This window comes from Vibrio sp. V09_P4A23P171 (assembly GCF_963875615.1).
GTDB lineage: Bacteria > Pseudomonadota > Gammaproteobacteria > Enterobacterales > Vibrionaceae > Vibrio > Vibrio anguillarum.
Genome location: NZ_CAWNMR010000022.1, coordinates 99157 through 123209, shown reverse-complemented (window position 1 = coordinate 123209; position 24053 = coordinate 99157). Strand labels below are relative to the sequence as shown.

Here is a 24053-nt window from a genome sequence, read left to right as displayed (position 1 = left end):
ACGTATGCATTGAAAAGTCACTTAGTTATACAAGAAATATTTTGTATAACTAAGTGACTTGTACTATTTTGTACATGTGAAGTTTTTGTATAACTTATGGAAACGTACAATGGATGTCGAATCGGTTGCTCAAGTTTATCGTCAACTCAACAAAGAGAACTTGCCTTTATTACGTCAGGTTTATCACGACAATGTCCTTTTTGAGGATGCCGCTCATCGAATAGAAGGTTGGCGTGCGCTATCGGATTATTTTGCTCGTTTGTATCAGAACGTAGAGCGTTGTGATTTTACCATCCATGATCACCAGCAAGTCGGTGACTGCGGCTTTCTCACATGGACTATGTCTTTGCAGCATCCTCGGCTAGCTCGTGGAAAACTTATACAAGTGCAAGGGATGAGCCATCTCAAGTTTCAAGACAACCAAGTCATTTATCACCGTGATTACTTCGACTTGGGAGAAATGCTCTATGAACACATTCCGCTGCTGGGAAGTGTTATTCGTTCGATCAAACAGAGGCTAGGGCAATGAAGAGTGTACTTATCACGGGAGCCACTTCTGGTATTGGTTATCAGCTAGCTGTTGATTATGCAAAAACGGGTTGGCAAGTTATTGCTTGTGGGCGTAACCAAGCCAAGCTTAATCAAATGCATCAAGAGTATCCGCAGATCCAAGGTATTGCGTTTGATATTACCGATTTTGAGCAAACGAAATCGGCTTTATCGCAACTGCCTTTTACTCCTTCACTGTGGATCCTCAACGCTGGCGATTGCGAATACATCGATCATGGTCAAATGGATTCACTCCGGTTTAAGCGTGTGTTTGACGTAAACGTTTTGGGTTTAGCTCATTGCATTGAGGCGATACAGCATCACTTTGTTGCTAACCACCGTGTGGCGATCGTTGGTTCCATCGCCAGTGAAATCGCGCTGCCAAGAGCAGAAGCCTATGGCGCTTCTAAAGCGGCGGTTAGTTACCTAGCACGCTCGCTCATGCAAGATTGGCGAGCGCAAGGTGTTGCTGTGACGATGATCTATCCTGGGTTTGTTGCCACGCCTTTGACTGATAAAAATAGTTTTTCGATGCCAATGATGGTCAGTGCCGAGTATGCATCGCAGGCGATTCGCCGTGGGTTGGAAAAAGGCAAAACCACCCTCTATTTTCCGGCTCGTTTTACGAGCCTATTACGTTTGATTGGCAGCTTACCTTACGCATGGCAAGGCAAATTAGTTGCGGCATTACTTAAATAACGATCTGTTTTGTAATTAAAGGAATTGAGTATGAAAATCGCCATTATTGGTAGCGGTATTTCCGGGTTAACATGCGGTTATTATCTGCATAAACATCATGATGTTACCGTGTTTGAAGCCAATCATTACATTGGTGGGCATACCGCCACCGTCGATATTGAGCTCGATGGTCAAAATCATGCAGTTGATACTGGTTTTATCGTGTACAACGACCGGACCTACCCAAATTTCATCGCAATGATGAATGAAATTGGCGTAAAAGGCATTCCGACTCAAATGAGCTTCAGTGTGCGTAATGATGCGAATGGGCTGGAATATAACGGTCATACCGCAACTACGTTGTTTGCACAAAAGCGGAACTGGTTAAACCCTGTCTTTTATCGCTTTATTTTTGAAATCATTCGCTTCAATCGGTTAGCGAAACAGCAAGCAGAACAAGCGCATCAATCAATGCAAACCTTAGGTGATTTCTTATTTGAGCACCAATTTTCTGACTATTTTTGTGAAAATTATATTTTACCGATGGGAGCGGCAATTTGGTCATCTTCCTTGGCTGATATGCGGGTTTTTCCGTTAAGTTTCTTTTTGCGTTTCTTCCTCAACCATGGCCTGCTAGAGATCACTAACCGACCACAATGGTATGTGGTTGAAGGCGGATCGCGCGCGTACATCGAACCCTTGACGCAAGGTTTTAAAGATAAGATTCATCTTGATAGCCCAGTTACACAAGTCAAACGCGGCTCGGCAGGTGTCGAGCTCATTGTTAATGGGCAATCACACCACTTTGATCATGTAATTTTTGCATGTCACAGCGATCAGGCATTAGGTATGTTAGAGCAACCGACAGAGGCTGAACAAGAGGTGCTCGGCGTAATGCACTATCAAGCCAATGAAGTCACTTTACATACCGACACATCACTGCTACCTAAGCGAAAAGCCGCTTGGGCAGCTTGGAACTATTGGCTTGATGGCAGTCCAGATCAAGAGTCGCGTTTACCAGCGCTGACCTACAATATGAATATCTTGCAGCATATTAAAGGCGCTCATACTTTTTGTGTATCGCTCAACAGCGGTGACCGCATTTCTGATGAGAAAGTTTTACGACAGTTTACTTATCACCACCCGGTATTCACCACGCAATCTATCGCGGCTCAGCAACGCAAGCCTGAAGTCAACGGTGTGAATAACACTTGGTACTGTGGCGCTTATTGGCGCAATGGTTTTCATGAAGATGGCGTGACCAGTGCGCTGGATGTGGTGACACAACTTGAAGCGCAAGCGCAGCAGTTAAAAGGCGCGGCGTGATGGAGACGGAGCCCAACAGTTGTTTGATGGTTGGCATGGTACGTCATCGACGCTTTACTCCGATTGAACATGCGCTCAATTATCCATTGTTTATGCCGTGTATTGATCTCGATGAACTGGAGCAACTGAGTGATTCAGTTTGGGGGTTTGGCGAAAAATGGTGGCACTGGGCGCGTTTTCAGCGCGCCGATTATCTTGGTGAAGGGGATTTAAAACAGTGCATACAAGATAAAGTTCATGAGCTGACGGGCGACCGCTACTCTGGAAAGGTGATAGCAGTATGTCACCTTCGTTATTTAGGAATTTATTTCAGCCCGGTTAATTTCTACTATCTTTATGATCAACAAGGTGAATGGCAATACTTGTTGGCCGAAGTGAGTAATACACCTTGGAATCAACGGCACTACTACGCGGTGAAAGCACAAGCGGGAGAAGAGCAGCAACAGTGGCGTCATCAAAAGGCGTTTCATGTTTCTCCCTTCAATCCTATTGATCAGCGATATCATTGGAAGTTGAAGCCGCTTGGTTCGTCATTGAGTGTGCATTTGGAATGTCACAAAGAAGGTAAAGTTTTCGATGCGACTTTATCGATGAAGGCACAACCATTTAATTCAAAAAATTTACTCAAGTTATTGATCAAAACACCCGTGATGGCCGTAAAAGTGACAATAGGTATTTACTGGCATGCTTTAAAGCTGTGGCTTAAAGGAGCACCTTTCTACTCCAATCCACATTCATAAATACGCAAGATCTACACAGAGACAGTGTCTAAATAACAATAACAAGGAGAACGCTCAATGCTTAATTCACAAACTCTCGCGTTGCCCAAGCAACTGACAGGGTTGCAAAAGAGTGCAAGAAGCTTCATTTTTCGCTGTCTACAGCGTTTAGACGTCGGCACTTTAACCATCATTGAAACCTTTTCCAATGAAGGCGCGTCCAGTCAGGAGACTTTTGGCGTACTTAAAGAGCATCAACCCCATGCAACTATTGAAATACATCATCCTCATTTTTATGCTCGTTTATTAAAAGGGGGTAGTATTGCAGCGGGTGAAGCCTATATGGATGGTTGGTGGGATAGCCCGAATTTGACCAGCCTAATGGAACTGATGGCTCGCAATGTCAGTGCATTAGATGGCATTGAAGCTCGCAGTAGTGTGTTGACCAAACTTTTTTATAAAGTCAGCCACTGGCTCAACCGAAATTCAATCGATAAAGCCAAAGAGAATATTCATGCCCACTACGATCTAGGCAATGATCTCTACCACACCTTTTTAGACAGTAATATGCTCTATTCCAGCGCGTTGTTTCTGCATCCGGATGAAACGTTAGAGCAGGCGCAAATCAATAAAATGGAACGTTTGTGCCAGCAGTTGCAACTCAAAGCAAGCGACCATGTGATTGAGATTGGCACCGGTTGGGGTGCGATGGCGATTTACATGGCCAAAACTTACGGCTGTCAGGTCACGACGACGACTATTTCTGAAGAGCAGCATTACTACACCACGCAGCAAATAGAGCGGCAGGGGCTGGAGAGTCAAATCACCTTGCTTAAGCAAGATTACCGCCTGCTACAAGGTCAGTACGATAAATTAGTCTCGATAGAGATGATCGAAGCGGTCGGTAAAGAGTACCTCGCCTCTTATATTGAAAAGTGCCAGTCACTACTAAAACCCAATGGTTTGATGGCGATTCAAGCCATTACCATTGCTGATCAACGTTATGATTATTACAGCAATAATGTCGATTTCATTCAGAAATACATTTTCCCCGGCGGTTTTTTACCCTCAATTACTGCATTGACAACGGCGGCGACACAGCACAGTGATTTAGTGGTTCGCAACCTGTTTGATCTTGGTCCTGATTATGCGCATACGCTTGCTCATTGGCGTCACCGTTTTGAGCTTGCAAAACATCAGGTTTCACAACTTGGGTATGATGAGCGATTCACGCGTATGTGGCGTTACTATTTCTGCTACTGCGAGGGGGGATTTTTAGCAAAATCCATCAGCACCGTACATATGACTTTGCAAAGACCGATGTAATGAAAACGCTGTTTGCTGTCTCTCTTTGGTTTCAAGCGATCTGGTTTGTTGCTGTGTTGGGGACAGAACGTTTGCAGTGGTTGGCATTGGCCATGATGTTAGCCGCATTGATGTTTTCTTTGCGGCACTTCTCTTATCCTTTGGAAAGGGTGATTGCGTTAACCATAGTGGGTATTGTTATCGATGCCCTTAATCAGTATTTCGGATTATTACGCTTTGCTACCAATGACTTTCCCATTTGGTTAATGGTGTTGTGGGGCGCTTTTTCTTGGTATGCCTCCCATTTAGTGGTGCTGATGAAACGTTATCCATCCAAACTCATTTGTTTGATGGTCGGCGTGTTAGGCAGTTTAAGTTATTGGGCGGCAGAACGTTTAGGCGCTGTACATTTTGATTGGCCATTGGGTTTGACTATGGCCATCTTGTGGCTGCAGTGGGTGATGATCGGTGCATTGATACTTAGGGTATTTAGCGATGATGTTAGCAAAGAGAAATAGGCTAAGAAAATTCAACCTGTTACTGATAGTGATTGCCTTTCACAGCTTGGTGAATAACGCTTTTGCGGCGGTGGCAGACGATAAACTGACCGAGTGGCAAACTTGGCCAGTGATTGGCCAAGCGAATTTAAGCTGGTTATGGCTAGATATTTATTCCTCGCAGCTTCGTACCCCATCAGGGCAGTACGAGCAAGGAAGCGATTTATCGCCCCATCCCTTGGCGCTTGAAATTGAATATCAGCGCGACATCAGTAGTAAACAGCTGGTGGAATCGACCGCAGAGCAGTGGCAAAAACTCAAATTAACCGAGCAACAAATTGCACCGTGGCTGGTGCACCTATCGTCCATTTTTCCCAGCGTTACTGAGGGCGACCGCTTGATTTACACCTCCGATGGGCAGCAGGGCGCTTTTATTTTTCATCCTAAGAATGGTGTTCAAGCGCAGGTTGGTACAGTAGTCGACGAAGCGTTAAATGACGCCTTTCTCGCGATATGGCTGTCGCCACAGACGCAATACCCACACTTACGCAAGCAATTGATAGGAATGCAACCATGAAAGCGATAGCCAGACGCAGTTATCTGTTACTTTTACTTTGGTTAGTGGGGTGCAGCGCTGATCTCACTCAATACCAATCTACGCAACCTAAGTTTGATCTATTTGAATACTTCTCTGGTCGAACGTTAGCATGGGGGATGGTGCAAGATTATACAGGGATGCAAACGCGTCGTTTCGAGGTTGCCATCGACGGAATAGTTGAGGGGAATAAACTCACTTTGGTTGAAGACTTCAATTTTGATGATGGTGAAAAAAGCCAAAGAGTATGGGTGATTGAACGTTTTGCTGATGGAAAATATATCGGTCAAGCGGATGATGTATTAGGCCAAGCCCAAGGTGAAGAAGTAGGTAACGCCTTGCGCTGGCAATATGATTTTTCCTTACCTTATGGTGATTCTACGCTAACCGTTACCTTTGACGACTGGCTTTACCGGCAAGATGAAAAGCGGGTGTTTAACCTGACTAAAATTAAAAAATTTGGTATCGAGGTCGGTAAACTAACGCTGTTCTTTGAAAAACAATAAAGCTCCTTTCGGAGCCTTATTGTGCTGATCATATGGCTTTGGAATTATCGCTGTTCTGCGCGTGGCGCTCTTGGCTTAGAGGCTTGAGCAAACGGTTTGCTTTTACTTGTCGGGCGAGAGTGTGCAGGTTTAGATGCGCCGCCTTGGTTTTTCTTACCGTTGTCTATCGCGCTGCTAGCGCGTGATTTGCTTGGTGAAGTAGCGCTCTCTTTACGCGGGTTAAGAGCATCAAAGCCCGGCTGAGTTTTGGTGTGTTTGGTCGCAAAACGGTTCGCTCCGTGACGGCCAGATTTACGACGCTGCGCAGGCGTGAGTGCATCGACATCATTCGCAGGCACTAAGCAGTTAGGTTTATCACCAATCAAATGCTTTTTACCCATGTTGATCAAGGCTTCACGGATAATCGGCCAGTTTAATGGGTCATGGTAGCGTAACAGCGCTTTGTGCAGCCTGCGTTGACGCTCCCCCTTCGCGACAGTCACTTCTTCACGTTTTTTGTATTTCACACGTTTGAGCGGGTTAGTCTCTGAGTAATACATCGCGGTTGCATTACACATTGGCGATGGATAGAAGTTCTGCACCTGATCACACTCAAAATTGTTTGATTTTAGCCACAGTGCCAAATTGAGCATATCTTCATCTTCTGTACCGGGATGCGCGGAAATAAAGTACGGGATGAGGTACTGTTTCTTACCTGCTTCAGCGCTGTACTTCTCAAACATCTCTTTGAAGCGATTATAGGTGCCCATACCCGGTTTCATCATCAGATCAAGCGGATTCTTCTCGGTATGTTCTGGGGCGATCTTGAGATAGCCTCCTACGTGATGCGTGACCAATTCACGTACATATTCAGGAGATTCAATCGCCAAGTCATAACGCACACCAGAGGCGATCATCACTTTTTTAATGCCTTTGACTTTGCGCGCTTCACGATAGAGATCAATCGTATGTTTGTGGTCGGTATTGAGCTTATGGCAAATTCCGGGGAAAACACACGATGGGCGGCGGCAGTTCATCTCAGCTTTAGGATCACTACAACCTAAACGGTACATGTTCGCCGTTGGCCCACCCAAATCCGAAATGGTTCCAGTAAAGCCGGGAACTTTATCGCGGATCTCTTCCATCTCATTCAAAATCGACTCTTTTGAACGGTTTTGGATAATGCGCCCTTCATGTTCGGTAATCGAGCAGAATGAACAACCACCAAAGCAGCCGCGCATGATATTAACTGAGGTTTTGATCATGTCATAAGCAGGAATTTTACTTTTGCCATACATAGGGTGAGGCACGCGTGCGTAGCTCAGGCCAAACACGTAATCCATCTCTTCTGTGGTGAGTGGGATCGGGGCTTGGTTGACCCACAACTCACGGTCGCCATGGCGCTGGATCAGCGCCCGGCCAGAGTAGGGGTTGGTTTCTAAATGCAGTACACGGCTTGCATGCGCGTATAAAATCCGGTCATTATTTAGCTTTTCAAAAGCAGGCAAACGAACCGCTGTTGTCGCGGCATCATGGCGAGAAGGACGAATGGTGATTGGCTTCGCTTCGGCTTCTTTTTCTTGATTAGTTTCACACTGCGTTTCTACCGCGTAAGGGTTCACGGGAACAAACGCTTTACCCGGTTTCTCAATGCGTGATGAGTCAATGATGGTGTAATGCTCAGGCTCAGCGGCCAGGTTCACGGCTGTGCCGCGAATATTGGTCATATCAGCGATGTTATCGCCATTGGCTAAGCGGTGCGCTACTTCAACCAATGCGCGCTCTGCGTTACCAAACAGCAGTATGTCGGCTTTGGCATCAAACAGCACAGAACGGCGCACTTTGTCTGACCAATAATCATAATGGGCAACGCGGCGCAAACTTGCTTCAATACCACCGAGTACCAGTGGCACATCTTTATAAGCCTCACGACAACGCTGCGAATAGACAAGTGTGGCGCGATCTGGACGTTTGCCACCTTCATTATTGGGTGTGTACGCATCATCATGACGTAATTTTTTGTCAGAGGTGTAGCGGTTGATCATCGAATCCATATTTCCGGCCGTGATGCCAAAAAACAGGTTAGGTTTTCCCAGCGCCATGAAAGCGTCTTTATTTTGCCATTGCGGCTGGGCAATGATCCCAACGCGAAAGCCTTGCGCTTCGAGTAAACGGCCAATGATCGCCATACCAAAACTGGGGTGATCCACATAAGCGTCACCCGTGACGATCACGATGTCACAGCTGTCCCATCCTAGGGCATCCATCTCCTTTTTACTGGTTGGCAGGAAAGGTGCGGTTCCAAAGCACTCTGCCCAGTATTTTTTATATTGATGAATAGGAGTGACGTTGCTGTGCATATTTTGACCTCTGATTAATGAGCCGCGCATTATAACGACTTGCACTGGTAGTATCTAGCGGAACATTGGCTTTGCGTTCTATTTATAAAGAAAATTATTAATAAAGTGAGTGGTAAGTGTGTCGGAGAGATACTAAGTGATATGTGATAAGAAGGATGCAGCAATAGTAAAAAGGTCAACCAGTAATAAAACGGGTTGACCTTTAGACAAGAGTTAGTGGCTCATGTAACGACGTCGAATCAATAAGGCTGCCAGCATTGACAATAAAGTCATTCCACCAGTACTACCGCCGCCTGAACCTCCTGAAACTGGGGGTAAGGTAAAGGAGTAAGGCTTTTCATATTTCAAATTTTTGATATAAGCCGCATCATTGCCAGTTGCTGTATTTGATGTCTTTACGTATTCAAAGCGTATATCGTTGACTTCATCATTCAAATATAACGTTCTGTTGCCACTACGTTCACCATCTTCGATTATGTAAGTGCTACCGTTCACTTTCACAATTAAGGAATCATAAAGAAAAGTAGAGGAGACTTGGAAATCAAAACTTACTTTTCCTTTAGGGACGTTTTCAAGAAACAAAACCGATCTCGCTTTATCGTTCATAACGGCAGAACGTAGCCAACCACCTTCTTCTAGCCAAGGGTTTACATTCACACTAATACTGCTATTGGGTATGGTAATTAACCCCTCTAGTGATTTTGCAGCAGGTTGTAGAACCGTATTGAGCTTTAGTGATGAGGTGACGGTTCCTAAATTTAGTGGGCTGTTAGTGTCAATCTCTAAGCGCACATCAGCAGGTGTCATTGAATCAATGGTATAAGAAACATCAACATAACATTGGCTACTCGGAGCCAAGCCTTGTGAACAGTTTTCGGCTGTGATATTTGCAGAAGCTGGAGACAGTGTGACGTTGTTTGCGGTAATAGTCTCATCAGAGCCGTTTACAAAATTAAAGCGATGGGTATGAAGCCCATATTTAATCTCGTTTTTGTGTTGAGATTGTCGGAAAGAAACCTTTGATGTTCTTTGAGTCAGCCAATCATTAAAATGGTCGACTTTGGCATAAACGCCAGCCGCGTCTTGTAAGCCGCAACCACGCCCCCAACTAACGACACCATATTGAATAAAATTACCGCCGTCATTGATAAAAACAGGGCCACCGCTATCACCTTGACAGGTATCTTGCGGGTAACTGGTTGCACAAAAAGCGTCATTTCTTATACGAGGGTAGTTACTACCACCTAAAGCTTGACACGTTGCAGTATCCATTAACGATATTTCTGCTTTACGTAATACTTGAGAAGGATTGCTCGATTTATTCAACACTTGATTGTAACTCGTTGTACCAAAGCCAATGGTCTCTAGAACCGTGCCAGCGGCTAGCGTATCAAGTGCACCAGTATTAGGTCGAGTGACTGCTTGTATTGGTAATGACGTTTCTAATTCAAGGATCGCGATGTCGTTGAATCTTTCGTTATAGTCAGCATGAGTTTCATCATCATAAGCTTCATGATAATAGATTTGTTTGACTTTCACCCGACGACCGGCATTAGTACGTAAGTCATACGCTCCAACCGTCACTTCAATATCCTCTGCATTGAGCGGATTTTTTCCTGTTACGCAGTGAGCAGCGGTAAGTACATACTTATCACCCAAGTAGCTGCCACCACAAAAAGAGCTTTGAAGAGTTGAATAGTGTAAGGCAACCATAAAGGGAAAGTTACCCGCGTCAGCAGGGGTTCCATTGATGATTCTAGTTGATATTCCAGATTCCGTTCCAGAAGCACTGAACTCAAAAGATGTAAACAGAAGCGCTCCTAGCGCGACTGAAAAAAGGGGTTTGTTCATTAGTACCTCGGATTAGTTTTTCCAGCACCTCTTGGGTGTGGGAACGGTACCATATAGGGGCTAATGAATCTCGTCAATCAATGATAATTATCATATCGACAATATATATTAATCAGATAAGGCAAGTTAATGTATTTCAGTAGTTTACAAAATGAACCAATTGGTCATTTTGTATCCATTTTTTTCTTTCGATTACGATAGTTCTAGGCTACTCCTTTTGAGGTGTATTGATGTTCGGCGTTTTTTATATGGCTTGTCTGGCCTAAAATAATAAATAAGCAACTGCATTTACATCATTAGTGCTAACTCACGGCTTGTGATTAAGTTTTGCTCTATGCTGTGCCATTAATGGTAAATCATTTGAATGAGTTGGAGTCTATATGACACAGGTGAAGTCTCAAGAGCTACGAGAAAAGGCAGTGCTTCGAGAACCGCCAGTGGCTCGATATGATGCGATTGATTGGTCGTTTAACCTGACGACTTCCGAGTTTATTTGTGATCTGAAAGCGGCGAATGCGTTATTTCATTCCAGTGTTTCGATAGCCAATATCCAAGAACTCTTGCGTTATATGACGCCGAGCAAAGCTGCAGAGATGAAGCGCTGCTTCAAGTATGTGATTGAAAGTGGCAAAAGCCATGCTTTAAATTTCAACCTTGTTATTTCGGATCAGGCGTTAACTTATGTGGAGATTTTTATCGAGCGTACTTCTCTCACGCAGTTGCAAGGTACGATTCGACCGCTGCTCAAATTGGAATCATTGCAAGAGGTGGCCAAGCTTTTTGAAGGAGTGTTTGATAATACACATCATGGTTTGATCCTAACCGACGATCAAACGCGGGTTTTGGCTTGTAACCACTATTTTGAGCAGCATTCAGGTTTCAAACAAAATGAGCTACTTGGATTAAAAGCCAACCTATTTAATGCAGGCAAGCATTCCAAAGAGTTTTACCAATCGATGTGGCATGACATCAACACCAAAGATCATTGGAGCGGTGTCATTCTCAATCGTCGGGCATCTGGGCTGGTTGCACCACAAGAATTAACTATTCAAAAAATCGTACTGCAAGATGGTCGAGTGTTCTTTGTAGGGATGACGCTTGATTTAGCCGATAATCTTCACCGCGTAGCCGATACGGCACTTGGGGATATCGATCTTTTGACGCAACTGCCTACCGAACAAAAGTTTAAAGCCTTGCTCGAAACATATTGCATGGAGTACCCCAAAGGCCAAACACAAATTGTTTTGGCTTTTCAACCTGCGTTTGAATCAGATCGACACCATGTAGAAACTTTAATGCTTTCCAGTTTTTTGGTGCGCTGTAAAGAAGCTAAGTTGGTGGGCTATGTGGGAAAAGATATTTATTTAGTGAGTTTGAGTTGTTCAGAGTGCCAAAAAAACACAGATTTTCGTCTCATCCAGCATGCGATCCGTCGCTTTATGAAAGAGTTAAAGAACGAATCCAGCTCACATACCGCGATTATTAATGGCCGAATTGGTGTGTCTGTTTTAGGGTTCGATGCAAAAACGCCAGCTCGAATGGTGACGCATGCGATGCAAGCAATGCTTGAACAACATGCAGGGGAAGCGCGTAACATCAGTTTCTATCACAGTGAAATACATCAACAAGTGAAACGTAGAAAAAACTTGGAAGACAGAGTCGCCAAAGCGATTGCGCAGAAAGACTTGGAGATACACTACCAACCGATTGTCGATACTAAAACATGGAACATTGCGAAATTCGAAGCGTTATGCCGTTTTAAGCCTGTGCCCGATTTACCTTTTACCACGCAAGAAATGATTGGTATCGCGGAAGATCTGGATTTGATTGCCGAGCTTGATCGTTGTGTCAGTATCTTGTCTTTGCAAGATTTACCCAAGATAAAAACCTTGTTTGGCCAAGGTGTTGGGGTAACGATCAACCGCTCTTTCAATACCAAAATGGATGCGACGCAGATTTTAACCAATACCATGGAGATCATTGATCGCTACACGGATACGCCTCAATCAGTCACCATTGAGCTAACCGAAAGCGCCTATTTTGATAGTCAATCTCATCAGGTTGATGCCCTCAATGCTCTTCGATCGCGCGGCGTAACGGTTGCGATTGATGATTTTGGTACGGGTTATTCCTCTTTTACCTACCTCAGTGATTGCAATTTTGATTATTTAAAAATAGATCGCGAGTTTGTCACAGACATTCAGGTCAACAGCAATAAGTACAGTATTGTTAAAATGATCACAGAGCTGTCGCATACACTCGGCGTGAAAGTGGTTGCTGAAGGGGTGGAAACAGAGCATGAGGTTTGGGTGCTTAAATCATTGGGTATTGACTACATACAAGGCTATATTTTTTCAAAACCACTACCGCTTAAGGAACTGGTTCGGGCCAAGGAGTATCGTAACCGTTTTGCGTATTCAGGCGCTAAAGTGGAACAAGAGCGAAAGCCCAACTGTTTGCTCAATCTGTTCAAAGAGGGGAAACCACATTTGGATCCCAGTGAGCCAATCTCTCTTGCTTATCAGTATATTAAAGCGACTAAAGTTGATGTGCTGCCAGTCGTCAATCAAGGAGAGTGTGTCGGCATCGTCGATGTAGCCTCACTCAATTTATATCTGACGCCGAACATGGGGACCGATCTTGAAACCACGCGTGAAGCGGCCGTATGGCGTAAGCCCGTGAATCAGATCATGAAATTTCATTTCACTCAGCTTGACGCGTACACCGAGCTAAATCAAGTGGTGAATTTGATCGAAAAAGGACATGATTTTCCATGGGTACTGGTCGATAACACTCGTTACAAAGGCTTATTGACTCAAGCGGACGTGCTGAGGTATTTGGCCGAAAGTCAGTAACCTTCTCTGGGCATCCGCGCTTACTCTTTGCTATTATCGCGCCCAGATGTTTCCAGATGATGTTTAGATTATGATTCAAACCTTACTTTCTGTTTTTTCACCCATGCTGCTCGGTGCGCAAATCTTACTGACGTTAGTGCTGGTCAAAGGGGATATTTGTCCTGGACAACGTGGCCGTATTCATCGCGTCTTGCCAGCCATTGGTGTGCTTTGGTTGGCAGTGGCTTCACTAAAAATTGAAGCCTTTTTGGTCGTCTTTTCCATCTTCTATTTCTATTCACAAGTTCAAACCAAGAAAACTCGAGATGAAGGCCCGTTATGGGCACTGTATTTGGCGAATGGCCTTGCCTTGGCTTATGTCGCGATTCAGATATCAGAGCAGGGTCATTGGTCAGCTTCTATCGCCATGTTGCTGTTGGTTGGTTTGTTGGGCGCGAGCTTCTCGCACCTTCTACTAACGATAGCGCGCTCGCGTTTACAAGCTTTCCATCGAGTTCTACCCGTTGTGGGCATTCTCTGCTCGATGGGCATCGCTTTATGCGTTGTGCCGCACGCGTACGGGTTAGATGACGAAACGTTGGCTCAAGCAACATTGCCGTTACTAACGACATTCGGTTTCATGATTGCAGGTATTATCGTGTGGTGCTGGCATATCCTGTTTGCCAAAAGCGCTGAGAAAATTCAATTAACGGCAGCCTTGTTATTGATGTTGGCAGCCAGTATTTGTTTTCAAGGTTTGTTTAATCTCTAGACCTGGGTCACTCTTTAGTGCGAATTTTACCGCTAGTCTTTAGTGGTCTCTTTGCTATAGGAGTGAGCCATGGATTTGAGTAACGTCAGCCGTTTTGATAGCAATATATTACTTGGCATCGTCAATGAGAAGCTACGCTTAGAGTGTGACAGCTTCGAAGAACTTGCCAGTATGTATGAAATGGATAGAGAAAATGTAGTCGGTAAGCTGGATGTTTTAGGTTACCAATACGACCCACTGACCAACCAATTTAAAGCGAACCAACGCTAGTGCTAAGCAGCGTGCAGTGACAGTTAACCAACCGCACTGTCATTCAAATAGCCATGTCGACACGACGAATAGTTTAAGCCATCTTGATCCCGTCAAGGTGGCTTTTGCATTGTTGGCGCGCGGTGGCAAAAAAAGCTTGTAAATAGTGGCGATCTTTTTCGCTGTGGCGTGTTGCGGCAAATAGTCGACGCCATAAACCTTTCCCTAGTGGCTTGCTGGTAATAAGCCCCTGCCTAGAGAACTCGCTGATGGCCCAATTTGGCAGTGCTGCCACACCTAATCCAGCAGAGACCATTTGTACTAGCATCAAAGTGTTGTCGGCTTGTTTCCACTTCGCGGGTTCAACACTAGCAGGTTGTAGAAAATGTTTCACCACATCCAAACGCTGCTTTTGTACGGGGTAAGTGAGCATCGTTTGTGAGGCGAGATCCTCTGGTTCAATCACCGATTTTCCCGCAAGCGGGTGAGTCGTAGAGGTGATAAGGCGCATTTCAAAATCAAAGAGTGGTTCGTAGTGTACCTCTGAGCGAGGCAAAATATCGGAAGTGATGACCAAATCAAGTTCGCCGGCCAGCAATGCGGGTAACGGTTCAAAGCCAAAGCCGGACGAAAAATCTAACGTCACACTTGGCCAAGCAAGCTGGTATTCGCGCAGCGCTGGCATCAACCATTGAAAGCAAGAGTGGCATTCAATCGCCATGTGTAAGCGCCCATTGACGTCTTCTTTCAAACTGGCCAAGTCATTTTCAGCTCTGGCCAGCTTTGGCAAGATCTCGTCAGCCAGTTTCAGTAGGATCTCTCCTTCTGAGGTAAATTTCACTGGGCGAGTTTTACGTAGAAACAGTGACCCGCCAATGCGTGTTTCGAGATCTTTAATCTGATGTGAAAGGGCCGATTGCGTCAAATGGAGCGCGGTAGCTGTTGAGGTGAGTGAGCCGCTGTCCCTTAAAGAAACTAAAGTCTTCAGATGCTTAAGTTCAATCATTGCCATTATTTTCCTTCATTCCTTTGAGAGAACAGTGGTTGATACCATATCGTGGGTTGCATCAACACGGTGACCATTCTGCTGTTCTGAGCTAAGTTACGCTTTTAATATGGAGATGTAAACATCTAGACGTCTATTTATCTTGATGTCAATTAAAGCTCTCTGCAATCAACATGAATTTTTTTAATAAACAAGTTGAATAATTGCACCTTGTCTGTGGGTCAGTTTAGATGGATAGTCCAGCCATCCAGACATCTTTATCTCATGCGATAAAGAATCAGACACGATCAACAGCACAAGGACTAGGGACATGGCAACGACGACTCACATCTTAGGTTATCCACGCATTGGTGAAAAACGCGAACTGAAATTTGCGTTAGAAAAATATTGGCGAGGCGAAAGCGATCAAGCGCAGTTACTGCAAGTGGGGCATGACATTCGTCAGAAAAACTGGGCTGAGCAGCAACAAGCGGGTCTGAGTTTTTCAACCGTAGGCGATTTTGCTTGGTATGATCACGTACTCACAACCACATTGCTCCTTGGACACGTTCCTAAACGTCATAAAAACGGCTTTCCAGATTTAGATACACTCTTTCGCGTTGGACGTGGTCAATCACAAGCGGGTTGCGGCTGTAGCGGAAGTGCAGCTTCTGATATGACTAAATGGTTTAATACCAATTATCACTACCTTGTGCCGGAGTTCAGCCAAGACGATACGTTCGAAGTCAGCTGGCCTCAACTGTTTGAGGAAGTCAATGAAGCGTCGAAAGCAGGCCACCAAGTTAAGCCTGTACTGCTTGGCCCGCTGAGCTACCTCTACTTGGGTAAAGAGGTCGAAGAGGGATTTGATCGCCTGACCTTACTGCCTCGTTTATTGACCGCTTATCAAGCAATTTTAGCTAAGCTTGCTAAACAAGGAGTGGAATGGGTACAAATCGATGAACCTATTTTAGCGTTAGAGCTAGAAACAAAGTGGCAAGATGCATTTAAGTTGGCTTATCAAGTGATCGCTGGTGATGTAAAACTGTTACTGACTACTTATTTTGATTCGGTGCTTGATACGCTCGATAAAATTATTGAGCTACCAGTGAATGGATTGCACATCGATCTCTCCGCTTCTGCCGATCAATTGAACGCAGTACTAGAGAAATTGCCAAAAAATTGGGTACTTTCGGCAGGTGTGGTCAATGGACGCAATGTGTGGCGCGCCGATCTTGCGACGTTATTGGCTCGTTTACAGCCAGTGAAGCAGCAGCTGGGGGATCGTCTGTGGATTGCGAGCTCGTGTTCACTCTTGCATAGCCCGGTCGATTTAGATCTTGAGCAGCAGCTCAGTGATGAAGTACAAAGTTGGTTTGCATTTGCCAAACAAAAAGTGACAGAAGTTGCTTTACTTGGTAAGGCACTGGACGGTGATGACGCGGCGATTCTGGCCTGTGAAACTTATAGCCAACCGATACTTGCACGTAAAACGGCAACTCACGTTAATAAACCGCATGTACAGGCGAGAGTCAACAGCATAACGGCGGCACTCTCTGAGCGCAGTGCACCTTATTCAGAGCGCGCTCATCACCAAGCTGAAGTGTTAGGGTTGCCATTTTTGCCAACGACAACCATAGGCTCATTCCCTCAAACGAGTGAGATCCGTCATCAGCGCAGTGCTTACCGTCAAGGTAAACTGGCACACGCTGATTATATCAATGCATTGAAAGGGCACATTGCCGATGCAGTAAAACGTCAAGAGGTACTTGATCTCGATGTGTTAGTGCACGGTGAAGCTGAGCGTAACGACATGGTGGAGTACTTTGCTGAAAACTTAGCCGGTTTCCAGACTACACAATTTGGCTGGGTGCAAAGTTACGGCTCACGCTGCGTAAAACCGGCTATCGTGGTGGCCGATATTGAACGTGAAAAACCGATAACGGTGGAGTGGTCTACTTATGCTCAATCATTGACTGCGAAGCAAATGAAAGGAATGTTGACTGGGCCTGTAACGATTTTATGCTGGACGTTTCCTCGTGAAGATGTTTCTCGTCAAACCATCACTCAGCAGTTGGCTTTTGCTTTGCGTGATGAAGTGGCAGACCTGCAGCAAGCGGGCATTAACATCATCCAAATTGATGAACCTGCGATTCGTGAAGGGTTGCCATTGAAGAAGCGTGACCATCAAGCATATCTGGCGTGGGCGGTTGAGGCATTTAAAATTGCGGCGGCGAGTGCGAAACCCGAAACGCAGATCCACACTCACATGTGTTACAGCGAATTTAATGAAATCATTGACTCAGTAGCGGCACTGGATGCCGATGTGATTACGATTGAAACTTCTCGCTCGAATATGGAACTGCTCAAAGCGTTTGAAGAGTTTAACTACCCGAATGAAATTGGCCCAGGTGTGTACGATATTCACTCGCCAAACATTCCCTCTCAAGAGTGGATTGAAGGTTTGTTGCGTAAAGCGGCGGAAAAAATTCCAGCAGAGAGATTATGGGTTAACCCTGATTGCGGCTTAAAAACGCGCAATTGGAATGAAGTGGAGGCAGCACTGACCAACTTAGTGTCAGCAGCTAAAGCGCTGCGCAAAGAGCTTAAACCCCAGCAAAGTTAAGCCACATTAATCTTGACAGAGGCCTCAAATGAAGCCTCTGTTTTTTACGAATAAAGTGGTGGTCATCACTAATAAGGGGAGGACTATTGTGCCGAACAAGTTGCTTTACTAATGAATTGGTCCACAACAAGTTGGCCCCGCGTATTGCGCATTTTAATTCGATAAGTTAAGCCGAGGTCGAGGTTAGCGCGTGTGGTTGAATCCGAGCAGTAGGTATTGATGCTGGTTTTCAACACTTGATCAATCGGCTTTGCTCCTTTTTGACCCTCATTGTAAATCATCATAATTTCCACCGTACTGCCTTTAGCACTGGCACGCATCACGGACAAAGGCCCAAATTCTAAGGGTAACTCAGCGCTAATCACATTCGCGCGATTACTGGCTACGGCTTCCAAATATTTTTGCTGATCACCATTCGAGCTACAACCCACCAGTACCAGCGTTGTAAACAGAGCACAGAGAATGACTTTCATCTTAAAACACTTTCTTGAAGGGTTTAACGATAACATGTTGATACACACCGGCAGCAACATAAGGATCGGCATCCGCCCATGCTTGAGCTTGTCTTAAAGAATCAAACTCAGCGATGACCGTTGACCCCGTAAACCCAGCTTCTGCTGGATTCTCCGAATCAATTGCTGGCATTGGCCCTGCGGTTAATAGACGACCTTCATCTTGCAAGGTTTGTAAGCGCTCTAAATGTTGTGGCCGGACACTCATGCGTTTTTCCAACGAGTTTTCTACGTCTTGAGAGAAAATAACGTACCACATATTGATATCCTTATTGTTTGATAATGAAGTCGAGGCCTTACTGTACTGAAACTGGCGCGTATTGAAAGCAACCAAACTGAATTTCTGTGATCAGTTGCTAGGCTTAATCGGTCGAGGGCGGCCATCGGTATCAATGGCGACATAATTGAAGGTTGCTTCACATACTTGGAAACGATCTCCCACGCTGTCGTATTTGATGGGTTTTACCCATACTTCAAGATTGACGGACATTGAAGTGCGGCCAATTTTGGTGCATTCACCATAACAACACACCACATCACCTACCTTGACGGGTTTTTTAAACGTAATGCTAGAAACAGACACAGTGACAACGCGGCCAAATGAGATCTCTTTGGCTAAAATTGCGCCAGCCAAGTCGAGTTGAGACATGATCCAACCGCCGAAAATGTCACCGTTGGCGTTAGTATCTGCTGGCATGGCTAAGGTGCGTAGCAATAATTGGCCTCTTGGGGCGCTATTTTCCTGATTCATTTTTCGACATCCACAACAACAAAACAGCGACCAAAGTGGTCGCTGAAAAATAGGGACGGATTATACCAAAGACAGCCTGTTTTGCACTCAAAGAGTCCTCTGAATGAATCCTAGCGAGAAGGTTGGTGCAATCAGTGCTCGTGCGAGGAGGGTTTGCTCTCGGAAACTTGCTTCTCTTTTGGCAGGTGTTTGTAGATAAAAACGCCCGTTAATAAGGTATAAACAAAAGTTGCGGCTAATAAGCCAAATACTTTGAAGTTGACCCAAACATCCAATGGCAGTTGATATGCAATGTAGATGTTTAGTACAGCGCAAACGCTGAAAAAGAAAACCCACGCCCAGTTGATTTTTGCCCATACGTGTTCAGGTAAGGTTAGCTCTTTGCCAAGCATTCCTTTAATGGCTGATTTGCCCATGATGTGGCTGATGGTCAAGCCCAAGGCAAACACAACGTAAACAATGGTGACTTTCCATTTAATGAAATTGTCATCATGAAAGAAAATCGTCATACCACCGAAGATAGTTACCATCAAAAACGTGATGATCTGCATTTTTTCAACTTTCTTATACAGTGCGTAGGTCAGGGCAATCTGTACCGCACTGGCTACGATAAGTGCCCCTGTGGCGACATAGATGTCGTACATCTTGAAAAGGGCAAAAAAGATGATAAGTGGTATAAAATCAATAAGTTGCTTCATTCGTATTTATGCTTCCGATTTAAACGTTGCGCACAGTCTAACCAAAACCGTGTCAGAGCTAAATAGAAAGAGACAATTCGAAACAAATTAACTAGAAATGGATCAGCGTTCCCAGCCGCTGGTTTCAAGTTGTGGTATCGCTCGTTTCATATCTTCTAAATAGCCTTCACTTTTTAAATTGGCGACGGCTATCTGCAATTCTTCATCTGTCATTGAAAAACAGGAATCTTTGCCAGTAATTAAGCCTAGATATTGGTGGTATTCAAATTCACTGAAATGGCCAATCCGATCGATAACCAATTCTCGGATCCCGTGGTGAATCAAACCATAATAAGTATCACGATGAATATCCATTACTCATACTCCAAGTCGATTCGTGCTAACGCCAAAAGTTTGCCGCTGCTATGTGGCACGAAAGAGGTGTCGTTTATTATAGCAATCGCAATGCCAACTTTATCGTCAGTCACAGGGCGCTTTAATGATTAACTTTAGTATGAGAACTGTTTTTTTTGCAAATTGCGATGCAAAAAGAAAGCCGCATAGGATGCGGCTTGTATTGGATCAAGGATGCTCTGTGATGAGTTAGGCTTTTTGCTGCTTCAATGAGGCCTCAGTGGCTTCTTCTTCAATCAAAGCATCAACAATAACGGCACACGCGGCATCCCCTGTGATGTTGAGCGCGGTACGGATCATGTCGAAGATACGGTCTAGGGCGAACAGCAGTGGCAAACCTTCAATTGGAATTCCAGCCGCTAGCAAAACGGCTACTACAAGGAAAGAAGGACCAGGAACACCTGCCTGACCGACGGCGCCCAGTGTCGCTGTTACTATGATGGCAATGTAAGCGCCCATCGAGAGATCAATATTGAATAGCTGGGCGAAGAAAATCGCAACTAAACCGTAATAGATGGCGTTGCCAGACATGTTGATGGTGGCACCTAACGGCAGAACAAAGGCGGCAGTTGAGTTGCGTACGCCAAGGTCGTGTTCTACGGTATCCATAGTGACAGGGAGTGTCGCCATTGATGACGCGGTTGAAAGGGCTACGGCTTGAGGCTTTTTCATCGCAAGGATAAATTTCTTAGCCGACGTCTTGGTTAAGACCTGAATCATCAGCGGGTAAGCAATAAAGCCGAAAATTAAAATGGCCGCGACATAAACGACAAACAGCTTAAACACCACCATCAGTGCACCAAAACCAAACGTGCCGACGGCTTCAGCCATCAAACCGAATACACCGATAGGCGCGATGATCATCACTTTGTTGATCATCCACACCATGGCATCAACAATGGTGTTTACGCCATTGATGATCGGGTCACGTTTTTCTTTGCTTTGTTTAGAAATGGCAATGCCAAAGAACAAGCAAAAAACAAGGATTTGTAGAATGTTGGCATTATTCAGTGACTGGAAAACGTTGGTTGGGATCATACCCGTAATGGTTGCCCAAAAAGTAGGTAGTTCACCTTTTGCTGCGTATTCGGCAGAAAACATACCTTCAACGCCCGAAATATCGACGCCGATACCCGGTTGGAAGACTTCGCCCATTACCAGTGCTAGCGTTACGGCGAGTGCGGAAGTGACCGCAAAAAAGCTGAGTGTGACAAAACCGACTTTACCCGCCGCGTGGCTATTACCAAGGCCCGCAGCACCGGAAATAAGCGCAACGGCCACCAGTGGGATCACCAGCATCTTAATTAGGTTGATAAAAATGACACCCAGTGGCGAAAAGACGGCCGCATCGTGTCCCATCATGGCACCAACGGCAGTACCAATGATCATTGCAATGACGACTTGCACGCCAATGTTGCTTAACAAACTCTTTTTGTTTAACACTTCCATAACCTCTGTGCTAATTAATTGTAAATTCCTAGTGTTACCCACTACATAAATATCAATCGGTGGATAAATATTTCGACTAGCTTTTTACACGGATATTTTACATTTAGCAATATGGTAACAAGGTAAATTGACAAGATTATTGATAGTTCATTGACATGAAACGTGGTTTTTTCAAAAAGAAAACGTTTGCTATTTGTTTTATCAATTCAATGAGTGGTTGATTTGTGTTTTGTGAATGAATTTGGCGAGGCGTAAATGTTAAAAAAAAGATCGATTTCTTGGTTTGACTCAGAAATCGATCGGGTTGGTTCTTGCTGTAAACCAATTTATTTTAACGTTGCTGCTTTCATGCTGGAAACGAAATGGCTGAGAGTCGTTAACATTTCATCTGGCTGATTAAGTCGTTGTTCAATAATTTTCACCACTGCGGATCCCGATATTGCGCCAGCGGCACCGGCGGTGATGGCCTGTTTGACTTGCTCAGGTTCTGATATCCCAAACCCAAGCAATGCGGGTGGGGCATCAAATTGGTTCAGTCTTTCCAACAAGGCATGTACTGGCATGTTGGCTTTTGTTTCTGCTCCTGTCACACCGGATCGAGACAGTAGATAAGTATAGCCACGGCCAAGTTTGGCGACCGCGGCTAGGGTCTCATCACTGGCGGTGGGTGGTGCGATGAAAATGGGTTGAATCCCGTATTTGTCTGCCGCCGCGACAAATTCACGGCTTTCATTAGTCGGAACATCGGCGATCAATACTGAATCTACACCCGCATTTTTACAGCGTTGGTAGAAGTTCTCGATGCCGCGTGAATAAACGAGGTTGGCATACATCAACAGCCCGATAGGCAGGTCAGGATATTGCTCGCGAATTTTGGTGATCAACTCAAAGCAGATATCTGGAGTCGTCCCTGCATCCAGTGCACGAATATTCGCCCCTTGGATGGTTGGGCCATCAGCGAGCGGATCAGAGAAAGGGATACCGAGTTCTAATGCGTCTGCTCCTGCTTCCACTAGCGTTTGCATGATGCGCAGTGATTGCTCTGGATCTGGGTCCCCGATGGTCACAAATGGAACAAACGCACCTTGATTGTTGTCAGCTAAACGCTGAAATAGGGTTTGATAGCGATCCATTACAGCGCTCCTTTCTCTTCTAATAGTTTATGGACGGTGAAAATATCTTTATCGCCGCGACCGGATAGATTCACGACCAATAACTGCTCTTTTTCTGGCTCGGCATACGCCATCTTCACGGCGTAAGCAACCGCATGTGATGATTCCAGCGCGGGAATAATGCCTTCGTTACGTGCGATCGATTGGAAAGCATCGAGTGCTTCGTCATCGGTAATGCTTTCGTACTCAGCGCGGCCTGTCGCATAAAGATGAGCGTGCTGAGGGCCAACAGAAGGGAAATCAAGCCCAGCGGACACCGAGTAAGACTCTTCCACTTGCCCGTTTTCATCTTGCATCAAAGGTGATTTCATGCCGAAGAAAATACCTGTCTTGCCGTGCTTCAATGGCGCGCCATGCTGATGGGTATGAATGCCTTTTCCTGCTGGCTCAATGCCAATCAAACGGACATTCTTTTCTTCAATAAAGTCAGCAAACATGCCAATCGCGTTCGAACCGCCGCCGACACAAGCAAGCACCGCATCCGGTAAACGACCTTCGCGAGCCAAAATTTGCAGTTTCGTTTCTTCGCCAATCATGCGTTGAAATTCACGGACTATGGTTGGAAATGGGTGAGGACCCGCTGCTGTACCTAATAAATAGTGGGTGGTTTCATAGGTGGCAGACCAGTCACGTAGCGCTTCATTGCACGCATCTTTAAGTGTTGCTGATCCTGAATGAACGGGGATCACTTCTGCCCCCATTAGCTTCATACGAAACACGTTGGGGCTTTGGCGTTCAACATCTTTTGCACCCATATAAACGCGACATTTTAGCCCCAGTAGTGCGCAGGCCAACGCCGTTGCAACACCATGTTGCCCTGCGCCTGTTTCGGCAATAATTTCATGTTTACCCATACGCTTAGCAAGCAGTGCCTGACCAAGTACTTGGTTGGTTTTGTGTGCGCCGCCATGCAATAAGTCTTCACGTTTTAAGTACAATTTGGTTTTTGTGCCTTTCGTGAGGTTTCGCGTCAAAGTTAGCGCCGTTGGCCGACCTGCATACTCTTGTAGTAACGTCATGAATTCAGCACGAAATTCAGGATCTTCCTGCGCATCAATAAAAGCTTGTTCCAATTGGTCAAGCGCTGGTACTAAAATTTGTGGAACGTATTGACCACCGTATTCGCCAAAATAGGCATCGAGTTTTGCCATGATTCGTATCCTTAGTCTCTGTGTTACTGCTGAGTGATTCAGCGGTAATGAATCTGTTGTTATCCCTTGCTACTTGACCTTGCGGCTGGGTGAGTC

At 45.2% G+C, this 24053-nt stretch carries 23 protein-coding genes; 12 read left to right on the top strand and 11 right to left on the bottom strand.

Annotated features, from left to right (window positions below; genetic code table 11):
- The first annotated feature begins 109 nt into the window (after nt 1–109).
- Genes AACT23_RS08430 through AACT23_RS08395 form a run of 8 tightly spaced genes read left to right on the top strand, consistent with a single transcriptional unit; the run spans nt 110 to nt 6175 of the window.
- Entirely contained in the window at nt 110–529 is a 420-nt protein-coding gene (locus AACT23_RS08430) for a nuclear transport factor 2 family protein (protein ID WP_026028585.1), read from the top strand.
- Nucleotides 526–1248, top strand: a complete 723-nt coding sequence (locus AACT23_RS08425; RefSeq protein ID WP_013857166.1) for an SDR family NAD(P)-dependent oxidoreductase — start codon at nt 526–528, stop codon at nt 1246–1248. Before AACT23_RS08430 ends, AACT23_RS08425 begins: the two co-directional genes overlap by 4 nt.
- Before the next feature lie 30 nt (nt 1249–1278).
- Nucleotides 1279–2553: an NAD(P)/FAD-dependent oxidoreductase gene (locus AACT23_RS08420; RefSeq protein ID WP_040122962.1), complete on the top strand. Its 1275-nt coding sequence runs from the start codon at nt 1279–1281 to the stop codon at nt 2551–2553.
- Complete coding sequence (locus tag AACT23_RS08415; protein ID WP_094129452.1) at nt 2553–3293, top strand: DUF1365 domain-containing protein; 741 nt, start codon at nt 2553–2555, stop codon at nt 3291–3293. The genes AACT23_RS08420 and AACT23_RS08415 overlap by 1 nt, the downstream gene beginning before the upstream one ends.
- Nucleotides 3294–3350: 57 nt before the next feature.
- Nucleotides 3351–4598: an SAM-dependent methyltransferase gene (locus AACT23_RS08410; RefSeq protein WP_094129448.1), complete on the top strand. Its 1248-nt coding sequence runs from the start codon at nt 3351–3353 to the stop codon at nt 4596–4598.
- Complete coding sequence (locus AACT23_RS08405; RefSeq protein WP_094129445.1) at nt 4598–5095, top strand: DUF2878 domain-containing protein; 498 nt, start codon at nt 4598–4600, stop codon at nt 5093–5095. Before AACT23_RS08410 ends, AACT23_RS08405 begins: the two co-directional genes overlap by 1 nt.
- Nucleotides 5073–5651 carry a chalcone isomerase family protein gene (locus tag AACT23_RS08400; protein ID WP_017049909.1) on the top strand — a complete coding sequence of 193 codons (579 nt, stop codon included), beginning with the start codon at nt 5073–5075 and terminating at the stop codon, nt 5649–5651. The genes AACT23_RS08405 and AACT23_RS08400 overlap by 23 nt, the downstream gene beginning before the upstream one ends.
- A complete protein-coding gene (locus AACT23_RS08395) occupies nt 5648–6175 on the top strand; it encodes a DUF3833 domain-containing protein (RefSeq protein WP_094125207.1) in 528 nt (175 codons plus the stop codon). Before AACT23_RS08400 ends, AACT23_RS08395 begins: the two co-directional genes overlap by 4 nt.
- A 44-nt stretch (nt 6176–6219) precedes the next feature.
- Here the strand turns inward: AACT23_RS08395 and AACT23_RS08390 are convergent, their stop codons facing one another.
- Both AACT23_RS08390 and AACT23_RS08385 read right to left on the bottom strand, forming a co-directional pair.
- Nucleotides 6220–8514, bottom strand: coding sequence for a YgiQ family radical SAM protein (locus AACT23_RS08390; RefSeq protein WP_094129671.1), 2295 nt, complete (start codon nt 8512–8514; stop codon nt 6220–6222).
- Nucleotides 8515–8727: 213 nt separating this feature from the next.
- Complete coding sequence (locus AACT23_RS08385; RefSeq protein WP_255211888.1) at nt 8728–10365, bottom strand: S1 family peptidase; 1638 nt, start codon at nt 10363–10365, stop codon at nt 8728–8730.
- A 380-nt stretch (nt 10366–10745) separates the two neighbouring features.
- Between AACT23_RS08385 and AACT23_RS08380 the strand changes: the two genes are divergently transcribed.
- The 3 genes from AACT23_RS08380 (at nt 10746) to AACT23_RS08370 (ending at nt 14241) form a co-directional block, all read left to right on the top strand.
- The gene (locus AACT23_RS08380) at nt 10746–13220 is read left to right on the top strand and encodes a sensor domain-containing phosphodiesterase (RefSeq protein WP_094129441.1); all 2475 of its coding nucleotides are present in this window, start codon (nt 10746–10748) and stop codon (nt 13218–13220) included.
- A gap of 70 nt (nt 13221–13290) precedes the next feature.
- Entirely contained in the window at nt 13291–13971 is a 681-nt protein-coding gene (locus AACT23_RS08375; protein ID WP_017047761.1) for a hypothetical protein, read from the top strand.
- A gap of 69 nt (nt 13972–14040) precedes the next feature.
- Nucleotides 14041–14241, top strand: coding sequence for a DUF4250 domain-containing protein (locus AACT23_RS08370; protein ID WP_010316942.1), 201 nt, complete (start codon nt 14041–14043; stop codon nt 14239–14241).
- A gap of 73 nt (nt 14242–14314) precedes the next feature.
- Here AACT23_RS08370 and metR read toward each other — a convergent pair whose 3' ends face one another.
- The gene (metR, locus tag AACT23_RS08365; protein WP_094129668.1) at nt 14315–15226 is read right to left on the bottom strand and encodes an HTH-type transcriptional regulator MetR; all 912 of its coding nucleotides are present in this window, start codon (nt 15224–15226) and stop codon (nt 14315–14317) included.
- A gap of 310 nt (nt 15227–15536) precedes the next feature.
- On the opposite strand from metR, the gene metE reads away from it, so the two are divergent.
- Nucleotides 15537–17831 (top strand): 5-methyltetrahydropteroyltriglutamate--homocysteine S-methyltransferase, encoded by a 2295-nt coding sequence (metE, locus tag AACT23_RS08360; RefSeq protein ID WP_094129438.1) that lies wholly within the window; start codon nt 15537–15539, stop codon nt 17829–17831.
- Between the two features lie 83 nt (nt 17832–17914).
- Here metE and AACT23_RS08355 read toward each other — a convergent pair whose 3' ends face one another.
- From AACT23_RS08355 to trpB, 8 genes are all read right to left on the bottom strand, one after another.
- Complete coding sequence (locus AACT23_RS08355) at nt 17915–18304, bottom strand: GspS/AspS pilotin family protein (RefSeq protein ID WP_017047758.1); 390 nt, start codon at nt 18302–18304, stop codon at nt 17915–17917.
- Nucleotide 18305: 1 nt separating this feature from the next.
- A complete protein-coding gene (locus AACT23_RS08350; protein WP_013857153.1) occupies nt 18306–18602 on the bottom strand; it encodes a YciI family protein in 297 nt (98 codons plus the stop codon).
- A 90-nt stretch (nt 18603–18692) separates the two neighbouring features.
- Entirely contained in the window at nt 18693–19094 is a 402-nt protein-coding gene (yciA, locus tag AACT23_RS08345; RefSeq protein ID WP_013857152.1) for an acyl-CoA thioester hydrolase YciA, read from the bottom strand.
- Between the two features lie 131 nt (nt 19095–19225).
- Nucleotides 19226–19792, bottom strand: a complete 567-nt coding sequence (locus AACT23_RS08340) for a septation protein A (RefSeq protein ID WP_017042013.1) — start codon at nt 19790–19792, stop codon at nt 19226–19228.
- Between the two features lie 102 nt (nt 19793–19894).
- The gene (locus tag AACT23_RS08335; RefSeq protein ID WP_017044617.1) at nt 19895–20146 is read right to left on the bottom strand and encodes a hypothetical protein; all 252 of its coding nucleotides are present in this window, start codon (nt 20144–20146) and stop codon (nt 19895–19897) included.
- 228 nt (nt 20147–20374) lie between these two features.
- Entirely contained in the window at nt 20375–21634 is a 1260-nt protein-coding gene (locus AACT23_RS08330; protein WP_038171785.1) for a dicarboxylate/amino acid:cation symporter, read from the bottom strand.
- Between the two features lie 326 nt (nt 21635–21960).
- Nucleotides 21961–22767, bottom strand: a complete 807-nt coding sequence (gene trpA, locus AACT23_RS08325; protein ID WP_094129432.1) for a tryptophan synthase subunit alpha — start codon at nt 22765–22767, stop codon at nt 21961–21963.
- Entirely contained in the window at nt 22767–23957 is a 1191-nt protein-coding gene (gene trpB, locus AACT23_RS08320; RefSeq protein ID WP_013857145.1) for a tryptophan synthase subunit beta, read from the bottom strand. Before trpB ends, trpA begins: the two co-directional genes overlap by 1 nt.
- Between the last annotated feature and the right edge of the window lie 96 nt (nt 23958–24053).